This window comes from uncultured Lactobacillus sp. (genome assembly GCF_945290125.1).
GTDB lineage: Bacteria > Bacillota > Bacilli > Lactobacillales > Lactobacillaceae > Lactobacillus > Lactobacillus rizhaonensis.
In genome coordinates this window covers 1-9,939 of sequence record NZ_CALYQV010000069.1, presented here as the reverse complement: position 1 = coordinate 9,939, position 9,939 = coordinate 1, and the positions used below count along the sequence as shown (strand labels likewise).

The following is a 9,939-nucleotide window of genomic DNA, read 5'->3' as shown; positions in this document are numbered from 1 at the left end:
CCAAACTTATTTATGATGAAATCAACTAAAGTATAAGCCAGTATAAATGAAACATTATTGCTAGATGAAAATTTTACAGTCGGATAGTAAAAATTATGGTCGGAAAGCGAAGCAAGCTTATTTTGCTTTAGGTCGGTAAAGGAGACATAACGCAATTTGTTGTTAACCATCTCAAACTTACCCAGTTCATCGTTAATTTCTTTATTATTGCCTGTGTAAGAAATAATAAAGAGCATATCGCCTTTTTCTGCAATTTTCCCTACCATTTCCAGTTCACTGACAGCAGCTGGCAAAACTATTGATGAAATGCCAAAAAGTAATAACTCGTGAGAAAGATAATCAGACAACATCTGTTGGATCCAGCCGGTAGAGTAAATATAAATATGCTTAGCATTACTTAGCTCATTGTAAAATTCATCTAATTTAAGAACCTTAAAATTTTTATGTAAATTTTCGATTTCCTTTATTACGTTTGCATCAAAATTGTTAGGTACTACTTTACTTATATTATTTTGCTCTTTTTCCTGAACGACTTCATTTAAGTAAAATTTCAATTCATTATATCCGCTCAAGCCCAAGTGTTTACATAACCGGAAAATCGCCGAACGCGAAACGTATAATTTGCGAGCAAGTTCAGTAAGACTTAATCCTTTACACGCTTTTGCATTATTTATAATAAATTGAATGACCCTTATTTCAGAATCATTCAATTTACCACTATTTTGATAGACTAAATATTCTAATTTTGACATTGATCAACGCTCCATATAAAGTTACATTTATATATAAAATATATACAATTAACTGCTTTATACCTAATAAGCGCTTTAGAAATATCTTAATCCTGCTTGTTATCCTGCTTTCTTAGTTCCTGCATTGCTTCAAGTACTTGAGCAACATCTAAGCCAACAATAACCTGAATTGCTTTGCCGTGATGGACAACATTAACGGCCTTAGCTGCCTTAAACTGAGCATCAGAGCCCATCTTATTAGGATCTGCCACTGTGACACGTAGTCTGGTCGCACAAGAACTTAACTCTTTAATGTTGGAACTTCCACCTAGTAAATCTAAGAAGGCCGTTGCTCTTTCAACGTATGGATCAGTTTCTTTCTCTTTTTTAGATAACTGCGCGGTAGTTGTTGCGCCAGCAGCTGATTCTTTTTTAGCTTGATATTCCTTTTTATTTAGTAGATGTACATCTTCGTCATCTTTTTCCCTTCCTGGAGTTGCATAATCAAACTTAACAATCATAAATTTAAAAATGAAGAAGGTAAGAATTGCAAAAATAATACCAATTGTAAATTGTACTAGAAATGTTTGCCAGTGATTGGCCCAGAGTGGTATCCAGTTTTCTGCCGCCATATCAATGCTGCCAAATATAAAGTTACCAACAACACCAAAACTGAACATAATAGTGTTCATAGTAGCTGAAAGTAAGGAATAAATGATCCATAAAACCGGAGCAGCAAACAAGTAGGTAAAGTCAATTGGCTCAGTAATTCCAGCAAAGAATGAAGTCAAAGCTGCTGGTATTAACAAAGCTGAAGTTTGCTTCTTTTTATTTTTTTTTAGCTGTCGCATAAAACGCTAAACAAATTACCGGAGCAAGGAATACTTTTTCATTACCCCACAGTTGGAAGCCCATTTCAGGAGCCAGTTGCTTTAACGGACGTGTACTTAACGCAAATTTAGTTAAATGTTTTAGCCAATAAGGTTGTAATCCACCTGCAACAACTGCAGGACCGTACTGAAACGGGATATACACCAAATGATGGAGTCCAGTTGGAATTAAAATACGATTAAGAAAATTATAAATCCACACTCCAATAACGCCACTGTTAGTAATAAAGTGTTGCATACCTGTTATACCCAGCTGAACTTTTGGCCAGCCCCAGCAGGTTATAAGAGCTAGAGGAATCATAAGGAAAAAGCCTAAAATATAAACATATGTAGATCCTTGAAAAGTTCCTAACCACTCTGGCAATTTCTTATCAAAATAATGATTATGTAACCAAATTACTATACCAGCAACTACTAGAGCACCAATAATACTAGTGTCCAGAGTTTTAATACCTGCTATTTCTGTTAGTCCGTGATTAGTGGAATTTTCCACAATCTGGATTTTATCAAAGTTAGGAATACCAAAACTCGCACCCCAGTGAGATAAAATCGCACCAACAAAATAGTTGTAAGTCATGTAGGTAATTACTGCTTCCATGGCAGCCCTACCTCTGGATTTATTTGCTAAACCAATTGGCAGACCTACAACGAAAAGCAAAGCTTCTTGCTTAAAAACTGTCCAACCACCTGCACTAATTGTATCCCAAATTGAATACCAAGTTGTCCCTGGATTTGCCAGAGAGCCGAAAACTGCTTGGTTGTTAAATAAGCTGCCTAAAGCAACTACAATACCAGCAAACGAGAACAAAAGTACTGGTACAAACATTGCTGCACCAAACTTTTGAAACTTCTGCATCATAAGACATCATCCCCAATCACTAATTAAGTTCTGGCCAATGTGGCTTGTTTTCTGGGATCATGTCATCAAGAATCTTTTTCGCTACAGAAGCATCAGGAACCGTCTTATTAAGGGCAAAAGCTTGCCACATCTTAGTGTATGAATGTTGTTCATAAGCATCAACTACCAGCTTTTCACATGCTTGTTGTTCTTCTATCAATCCCTTTTGGAATCTGCCGGCCATTCCAGTTGCCATAGGTTGAACTCCATCCGCTCCAAACCAGCAAGGTACTTCAACAATAGAATCAGAGTCAATATTGGCAATAGCGCCGTTATTAGGAATGTTAGCAAAGAATTTTTCATGCGTGTTATAAGCAATAGCATGACAAATATCAACAATATAATTAGAATGTTCGGCATTGGCCTCCCAGATATTTCCTTTAGCTGTACCAGCTTTGACAATTCTGACACATTCACCAAATACTATTTTTTGTCTGTATTCACGAATCTCATCAGTTCTGGTATGGTTAGGGTCTGCATTTTTTACTTCATATTGTGGGAAGTAATAATATTGCATATAAGTATTAGGTAAAGTTTCTGGATCAAGAGCATAGCAATCCTTAGCTTTTTTAAAAGTTTCGGCCCAACTGGTCTCTGTTTCCTTATCAAATTCACCACCGACCCAATAACCATTTTCAGATATGTGCTTCTTAAGAAGTGGCATTAAATCTTTGCCCGTCTTTTTATCACGGACTTCCTTCCACCAGCCAAAGTGGTTTAAGCCATAGTAGTTGACATCAAGATCATGGTAGTCATTTAAGCCGCAAATTTTGGCCATTCTAGTCATAATTTCTACCGGCATATCACAAATATTAATTACTTTAGCATTTGGCCTTAATCTGCGACAAGCTTCCGCAACAATGGCTATCGTGTTGGTATAGTTAATCATCCAGGCATTTGGCGAGTACTTTTCCATCCAGTCGATTATCTCAATAATAGCTGGAATAGAACGCATACCATATGCCATTCCTCCGGGTCCGGTTGTTTCCTGGCCGTTAACGCCATATCTTAACGGAATCTTTTCGTCAAGCTCCCGCATGTGGTATTTACCAACCCGAATTGATCCCATAACGAAGTCAACATCTGTGAATGCTTCTTTAGGATCAGTCGTATACGAAAATTCAATTTGCGGTGCGCGTTCTTTCATAATGATTGCGCATGCATCACCAATTTTCTTTTGCCTTCGGCATCGTTATCATAAAATTTCAGCTTTCTTAGTGGAAATCTGTTCTGGTTTGCAATTAAGCTTAAAACAAATCCTGGTGTATAAGTGCTGCCTCCACCTGCAATGACTACGGAATAGCGTTTATCTTTTTGGGACATATTTTTCTCCTTTTAATTCACTCTGCTCATTTTGAGCTGTTATTTTCTAAGCTAGCTTACTTTTATATTTATAACATCTTTCTTATTTTTTGTATCCGCTTTCCAGGAAAGTGAATACGTATTTCACAACTTGAGATATTTGTTTCATTTTCAAAAATTAATTTCACAAAAAAAACTGGCACCACTAGGGTGCCAGCATTAATGCTATTTAAGTTAAATGTTATGAGAAGACTATTTTAGACGAACCTGTCTTTTTTAATTACCCGATAAATAGAAATAATTAAAACTAACATTGCACAGAAAATTGCAACGTAAGCCATTGGTCCAACGCTAATAGCGGCTTGTGCCTGAGCACTTGCCATCCGATTTTCCACTGCATATTCTACAATCCACTTACTCAATAAGCGCGGAGTTAATACGAAACTGATGGTTGCCACAATTGAAGCTGCTAAAGCCGTATTGCGTGAATATGGTTCACGGAAAAATTGTGCTAAAACGCAAAATGCAGGTGCAATCATTAAAAGCAATATCCACATGATAATTAAGCGTCCAGCACTGCTATTCATCATTTGGGCACTATTAGTAGCATAGCGATATTTTCCCCAAAGTTGTCCACCAGTTAAGGTATTCAGTAAGCTTAAGAAATATGATCCTTGTTGACCATAGATACCGCCACGATTAGATAAAATTCCCTGCACAATCTGTAACCCATCGGTTGAACCAGCAGTGGAAAAGTTTACTGTTACCACTTTTTTCATGTAAGTAGCCAGAAACATGATGATCGAGCCCCCAAATTGCAATGCCCGCAACATGCTTAATTTTCTGGAGGACTTCATTTTAAATTCCAGGCTAAGAACGCGATCGGGATGGTGGCTGCGACCAATGACAAAGATACCGATTGCGACAATAACGACCAGCCCAGCAAGCAGCCACCACAGTTTAGCCATAACTAAGAAAATAGCCAAAACAACAATGGCCACCGCAAAGTACGGTCGATCTGCAAAAATATCCCAGAAGTTTAATTTTAAATGACGATAATCGGCACGAGTCTGAGAAGTGTCATGCCCTCTGAGTGCTGTTTTCGTCATTTCTTTATTTTGAAGCTGGGACCTTTGATTGTATTTTTCGCGATATTCCTGCCTAGTTAAATGCGAATTTTTTCCCATAACAGCACCCCTTCCTTTCAGAAATAATATCCTAACATGATTAATATGAAAATATCAGCTATTTAGCAAATTCTTAGCAAATTTATTGTGCTAAAATATAAAAGATATCATATTTTTTAGAAAAATATTAAAAAAGAAAGCGAGGAAGTTTTGACAGATTCCAACAAATTCCCAGCTGGCTGGCATAAAGCGTTTGTGACTCTATGGCTTGGCTGCTTTATCACGGGCATGGGCTATTCCATGACCATGCCTTTTATCTCTCTATTTATCGCTGATCTGGGGCACTATAGTAAACTGCAGATTAGTATGTATTCCGGCCTTGCTTTTGCTATGACCTTTATTGCCCAAGCAATCGTTTCGCCATATTGGGGTAACTTGGCCGACAGAAAGGGCCGTAAGTTAATGTGCATGCGTGCTTCCGGGGTCATGGCTCTAACAATTACTGCTACCGGTTTTGCTCCTAATGCCATTTACATTATTGTAATGCGTTTTATTCAGGGTGCTTTTTCCGGATATATTAATAACGCTACCGCGTTAATCGCAGGAGAAACACCCCATAGAAAAAGCGGCTGGGTGATGAGTCAAATGATGACCGCCGGAACGGCAGGAAACTTGGTAGGACCACTTTTAGGTGGTGTTTTGTCAAACTTCTTTGGTAACTGGTTAGGTGGCGTTTGGGGCTACCGCATTCCATTCTTCATCACCGGTTTCTTGATGGTGCTCGTCTTCTTAGGGTCGACATTCTTAGTTCATGAAAACTTTACTCCGATTTCTCGTGCAGAAATGAAGCCAATGAAAGAAATTATGCAGTCTTTGCCTAACGTTAAGCTGATTGTGGTCATGTTCGTGACTACCCTCTTAGTGCAAGCTGCTAATATGTCAATTGACCCAATTGTTTCCTTATATGTTAAGTCAATGATGCCCAACAGTAAAAACATTGCCTTTGTAGCCGGCATTGTGGCCGCAACCCCAGGTCTTGGAACACTACTTGCGGCTTCCAAAATCGGGCATAAAATGGATGAAATTGGTCCGCTAAAAATATTGCGTCTTGGTTTATTTGTAGGTGCGATCCTCTTTATACCTATGGCTTTGACACATTCACCTTGGTTGCTGGCGGGACTGCGCTTTCTGCTGGGAATTGCCAGTGCCGCCATGTTACCGGCAGCACAGACAGTTTTGACGCTGAATACTCCAGCCGAAAGTTTTGGTCGGATATTCAGCTATAATCAGTCTTTTCAAGCGGTCGGTTCAGTGTTTGGGTCACTTATGGGCTCTACTATCTCCGGTCTGTTCAACTACGCAACTGTTTTTTGGACTACAGGCTTCACTCTACTAATTAACTTTATTCTGATTATCTTTTTCAGTTTGAGAAAAAGTTCCAATAAATAAGAGCTAACTTACAACCAGCAAAGCCATCAAGTCAATTTATCTTGATGGCTTTTTATATCTGGCTTAGAAAAATGCTGGCAAAAAGCAACTGCGAATTTACCAGCCGAAAAACCATTAGTCCTCTTTTTTGGCTGATTTTTTCATTACTACACCAGTAATAACAAAAAGCAGAACACTGACTATCAATAATCCTAAAAGAGAATATTGTACATTTGTCGCAGCCGATAGGGTAGTAAAAGCAGTTGTCATTAAGGGACTGGCAATTAATAAAATCGTATTGATCAGACCAACAGAAGACGCCAAAATTTTATGATCAACTGCACCTACCATCCACTGGGTTAATTTTGGAGTAGCAGTTCCCGCAAAGAAGCCTAAGATACAATAAGTTATTAAACAGAACCAAATTTGTTTACTTAAAATAGCAATTATGACACTGGCACCAGCAATATTGGCAAATATAATAATGAGATGAAGGCTAACATTTTTAAATAAATTAGTACCAAAAATGCTGCCTAAGGCAGCGCCTATTCCTGCCATAGCGCCAATTAACGCGATTGTAAAACTATAGGTTCCGATGACCATCACCTGACGATTGCCCGCAATGACAATAGAAATCAGGGGCTCGATCGTGCTGAGAACTCCGTTTAAAACGGCGATTACCAGTACGGTAGTAATTAAGCCACTAGCCTTTTTAACTTGCTTTAATGCTAAGGCCAAGGTGGACCAAAAGCCACGATCATCGACTTCTTGTGTTACAGTTGAAATGCCCTTTTTTCGTTTACTCCCAGCAATATTGTAATAGATCAAGCCTGCCAAAATAAAGGTCAGGCCGTTAATTACAGCCAGCGCAGAATATGACATGAATAGCAAAAGTCCTGATCCAACAAACTGACTAATCAAAGTAATTACCTGTGAGACACCGCTAGTAAAGCCTTCAGCTTCAGCAATCTCATCCTTTTTAACCAGACTAATAATTAGTGGCGTGGTCAGTCCGCCAGAATAAGTTCCGGCCGTATCAGAAATAAAGTTGATGATAATCACCATAATTACCAGATTCCAGCCGGCGATGTTCTGGCTAAAAAGAAAACCAACCAGTAGATAAAGCGCACCTCTGATCATAGCCATCCAGACTATTTTTTGAAATTTATTCTGTGTTCTGTCAGCTAGATAGCCACCAACACTGGAAAACAGTCGGGGAACTGATTCCGAAATAGCAATTAATGATAAGGCCAGCGAATAGTTTTTGAGCCGACTAGCGTAAGTCATCAGCGCTAAATAGAATAAAATATCTCCAGCACTGGATAAAATACTGGCAATTGAAAACTTGCGATATTCTTTATTTTTAAAAAAGATAGTCATAATTTTTTCTCCTTTTTAGCTTTCTTTATTTTTAATTGTACTTAAGCTAAAATTGTGAATATAAAAGTGTCATATATGAAACGAAAAAATTTAATGAGGTTAAACTATGACTATCGGTGCATTACTTAGACAATACCGTTTAGAAGCTGGCAAAACTCAACGCGCATGGATTGGCGATGTTATCAGCCCCTCTTTTTATTCTAAAATAGAAAAAGACCTGACGCGCATTTCAGCGGCAGACCTAATTGAATTATTACGGCAAAATCACGTTAAAATTGCAGGTTTTTTTAAACAACTTGATTACCAGGCTGAAAGTAAAGATAATCTCAAAAAGAAGATTGTTGCCCAAATGACAGAGGCTTATTATAATTTTGATATTAAGCGCCTAAAAGAAATTAAGCAGGCCATCGCGGGTAGCGGGCTTACCAGTAAAAATGATTTAATGCTACGTGTGAACTTGATCCTTGCTCTTATAGATGGTAATAGAGAAAAATTGAGTGCTGCAGAAATCCAGCAACTAAAAAATAAATTCTTTAATGAAGAGAATTTCGACTGGAAAACTATCAAAATTTTCCTGAACTGCATGTTTTTTTATGATTTTGCCAGTGACATGATCATTACTAACAAAATTTTTCAGCAATTTAAAGATAGCGATAATGACGATATACAATTTATAGTGTTGGGAATATTAATCAATATGATTAGTATGTGTCTGGAAAAAAGCAAGTACCAGGAAGCAAAGCAGTTGGTGGAAAAATCCCATGAAATTCACACTCAGCCGCTAACCTGCTTTAATAAGATGACTCTATTATTTTTAGAGAACATTATTAACTATCATTTTGATCCCAAACAGGTTTATCTAGATAATTGCGCAATGCAAATAGAAGAGTTTTCCTTAATCGGCATGACTGAATATAGTAAGCAATTGCAAAAAGTGGTGCAGGAAACGACCGGTGGCAATTTAGTATAAATAGAAACAAATTGCAACATTTACTTGAAACTAGCTTTTTATTATCAATTTGAATAAAGCACTTTTATATTCTAAGTCCAACTAAACAGCAAAAATCCTTCGTTACTGCTAAGAAAAACGCTTTCTAAAAAAACAAGACGTAGTATAATTAAATACAAATAAAATGGTTACTGCTAAATTGTGAAAGTGTGAATATCATGAAGTCAAACGAAGAAATGATTGCAGGACAACAACTTTATCCTTCGAATAATTCAGGATTTAGTAACTCAGATAAAAGTGTAACTGTTGGACATAAAGTAAACATTCTGCATGTAATCTTAGGACTAGTTTTAGTCATTTTAGTGTCATTATTTATGACTGGATTTGGCTATCAACCTTGGTGGGTACTGGGACTCATAATTTTGGTGGGAATTTTTATTACTTTACCAACATGTTTTAGTGGATATTGGCAGATTAATAAAAACGGAATTACTGTGGTAAGTTATAGTTCAAATGATGTAATGAAACTTATGCAGTTATTACATATCAAAAAAATTTATACAAAATCATATTTATTTGAGAATATCACTAAGGCTGAAATTACATATCGTAAAAAAGTTAGAATTAGTCCAATTGATTTTAATCCAGACTTTTTTAAACTAAATTTGACTGTGAATAATAAAGTAATTCAATTAGAGTTAGGAAATATTCAAGCAAAAGATTTAGTAGAAATTGTTGCTATACTTAATAGTCATGGAGTAGCTGTTTATGATAGACAACAGATAATTGGACTGCTGGAAGAAAACAAAAGCTTATTTAATCATTTTCATAATGGTAAATGGGCATCATTATAGTTGTGTTAAGACTAGAAAAGCATAACTTATCCAATTTTCTATTGCAATATGAAAAAGTAGTTTTAGTGAATGATCCTGCTTAAGTAGATAATGCACAATTGCATTGTCCACAAAAGCAGGATTTTTTGTTGAGTCTATGATTAACGCAATGTGTTAAAAGTTAAAATTACCCAAGTGGATTAAGTACCGAGAAGTTAACACAAAAATATGCCTGCTATCAGTTTAATGAAATGGAATATCCAACTAAATTTTAAATAATCGAAAAGGCGACTTTTGTCATCTTTTTATTATACCTAGATATTATTCGTGTTAAAGGAAAGTATATAAAAACCCCGAAATTGAAGTGCAACTAAAAAGTTAGACATTTTATTATTAAGCAA

General features: G+C 36.7%; 6 protein-coding genes and 2 pseudogenes. 3 read left to right on the top strand and 5 right to left on the bottom strand.

What is annotated here, in order from left to right:
- The 4 genes and pseudogenes from Q0K80_RS09120 to Q0K80_RS09105 form a co-directional block, all read right to left on the bottom strand.
- A partial coding sequence (locus Q0K80_RS09120) for a MurR/RpiR family transcriptional regulator (RefSeq protein WP_294605632.1) occupies window positions 1-752 on the bottom strand: 752 nt, incomplete at its 3' end.
- An 86-nt stretch (window positions 753-838) separates the two neighbouring features.
- Window positions 839-2,480, bottom strand: a pseudogene (locus Q0K80_RS09115) (alpha-glucoside-specific PTS transporter subunit IIBC).
- Window positions 2,481-2,499: 19 nt separating this feature from the next.
- Window positions 2,500-3,842: pseudogene (locus Q0K80_RS09110) on the bottom strand (6-phospho-alpha-glucosidase).
- A gap of 236 nt (window positions 3,843-4,078) precedes the next feature.
- On the bottom strand, window positions 4,079-5,008 hold the full coding sequence (locus Q0K80_RS09105) for a cytochrome C5 (protein WP_294605630.1): 930 nt from the start codon (window positions 5,006-5,008) through the stop codon (window positions 4,079-4,081).
- Window positions 5,009-5,158: 150 nt separating this feature from the next.
- Between Q0K80_RS09105 and Q0K80_RS09100 the strand changes: the two genes are divergently transcribed.
- Window positions 5,159-6,397, top strand: coding sequence for an MFS transporter (locus Q0K80_RS09100; RefSeq protein WP_294605628.1), 1,239 nt, complete (start codon window positions 5,159-5,161; stop codon window positions 6,395-6,397).
- Between the two features lie 114 nt (window positions 6,398-6,511).
- Here the strand turns inward: Q0K80_RS09100 and Q0K80_RS09095 are convergent, their stop codons facing one another.
- Window positions 6,512-7,756 (bottom strand): MFS transporter, encoded by a 1,245-nt coding sequence (locus tag Q0K80_RS09095; protein ID WP_294605626.1) that lies wholly within the window; start codon window positions 7,754-7,756, stop codon window positions 6,512-6,514.
- A 106-nt stretch (window positions 7,757-7,862) separates the two neighbouring features.
- Between Q0K80_RS09095 and Q0K80_RS09090 the strand changes: the two genes are divergently transcribed.
- Complete coding sequence (locus Q0K80_RS09090) at window positions 7,863-8,726, top strand: hypothetical protein (RefSeq protein WP_294605624.1); 864 nt, start codon at window positions 7,863-7,865, stop codon at window positions 8,724-8,726.
- 197 nt (window positions 8,727-8,923) lie between these two features.
- Window positions 8,924-9,559, top strand: coding sequence for a hypothetical protein (locus Q0K80_RS09085; protein WP_294605622.1), 636 nt, complete (start codon window positions 8,924-8,926; stop codon window positions 9,557-9,559).
- Window positions 9,560-9,939: the final 380 nt, after the last annotated feature.